Below are 1,254 nucleotides of genomic sequence, written 5' to 3'. Positions count from 1 at the left end.
CGCCAGGCCGGTGCCGGCGGCTGATCGGTGGAACGTCTCCTCGTACTCGGCCGGAGGAACGTTCCCACAATAGGAATGTAGCCTTTCGGAATTATACCAGGCAACCCATTCCATGGTGGCCATGGTCACATCCATGACACCTTTCCAGCCACCCTGGAACTCGATGAGTTCCTTCTTGTAGAGACTGTTCAGCGACTCCGCAGCAGCATTGTCATACGAGTCGCCCTTGCTCCCGACGGAACGAGCGGCGCCGGCCTGGTCGAGGCGCTCCGCATAGCGGATTGATGTGTATTGAACGCCCCTGTCCGAATGGTGAACGACGTTGCCGATGTCACCGCCCCGCGACCAGATCGCCATTTCCAGGGCATCGAGCGCCAGATCGGTACCCAGGTGGTCGGCGACCTGCCATCCGACGATCCGCCGGGAGTGCAGATCTTGGACGAATGCGGTGTACACCCAGCCCGCGGCGGTGGCGACGTAGGTGATGTCGGCGACCCATCGCCGGTCCGGCCGGTCTGCGGTGAAATCACGTTCCAGCAGGTCGCTGGGGCGCTCGACGCCGGGGACGGTGGTGCGAGGACGCTTACGTGCCCAGGTCGCCCCGGCGATGCCCATCTCGCGCATCAACCGCTCGACCGTGCACCGCGCAACCGTGACGCCCTGCCGGTTGAGCTGCCCCCATACCTTCCGGGCCCCGTACAAGTGACGTCCCGGACCTTCCCACACCTTCAGGATCTCCTTTTTCAGTTCTTCGTCTCGGACCACACGAGCCGACGGACTCGACTCCCGTTTCTTCGCCGCCCAGTACGTGGACGGCGCGAACTCCAACACGACACAGATCGGCTCCACCCCGAACTGCTCACGATGGGCATCGATGAACTCGACTAGCGCGGCAGTCTGGGATCGAGTTCCCGGGCGAAAAACGCCGACGCCGCCTTCAAGATCTCGTTCGCCCGCCGCAACTCACGATTCTCTCGCTCGAGTTCCGTGATCCGCGCCGCGTCGCTCGTCGACCTCCCGGGACGCTTCCCGCCATCGACCTCAGCCTGCCGCACCCACGTCCGCAAGGCTTCCCGGTGCACCCCGAGCTGATCCGCGACCCGGGCGATCACGCCCTGCCCCTCACCCGCCGCACGCGCCTCAAAGACCAGACGAACAGCGCGTTCCCGCAGCTCAGGGGCATACTTCCTCGGTGGTGCCATAACTCCTCACCCTTCCAGGTATCGGAGCCTCCAACCAACTCGGGCTGGCCCA

At 64.5% G+C, this 1,254-nt stretch carries 1 protein-coding gene and 1 other annotated feature; the gene reads right to left on the bottom strand.

Annotated features, from left to right (window positions below; translation table 11 throughout):
- Positions 1–1,202, bottom strand: a protein-coding gene (locus EBO15_RS43420) for an IS3 family transposase (RefSeq protein ID WP_233616870.1) whose coding sequence is annotated in 2 segments (ribosomal slippage) — positions 1–920 and positions 920–1,202 — 1,203 coding nt annotated over the 2 segments. Because the reading frame shifts where the segments join, the coding sequence is not laid out codon by codon here. This gene is flagged as partial in the annotation.
- Positions 814–927: a sequence feature (AL1L pseudoknot), on the bottom strand. (Overlaps the previous gene by 114 nt.)
- Positions 1,203–1,254 lie beyond the last annotated feature (52 nt).

The organism is Actinomadura harenae (assembly GCF_003696215.1).
In the GTDB taxonomy this organism is placed as follows: domain Bacteria; phylum Actinomycetota; class Actinomycetes; order Streptosporangiales; family Streptosporangiaceae; genus Spirillospora; species Spirillospora harenae.
Note: the sequence above shows the minus strand (reverse complement) of the source record. Positions and strands in the feature narration are given on the sequence as shown.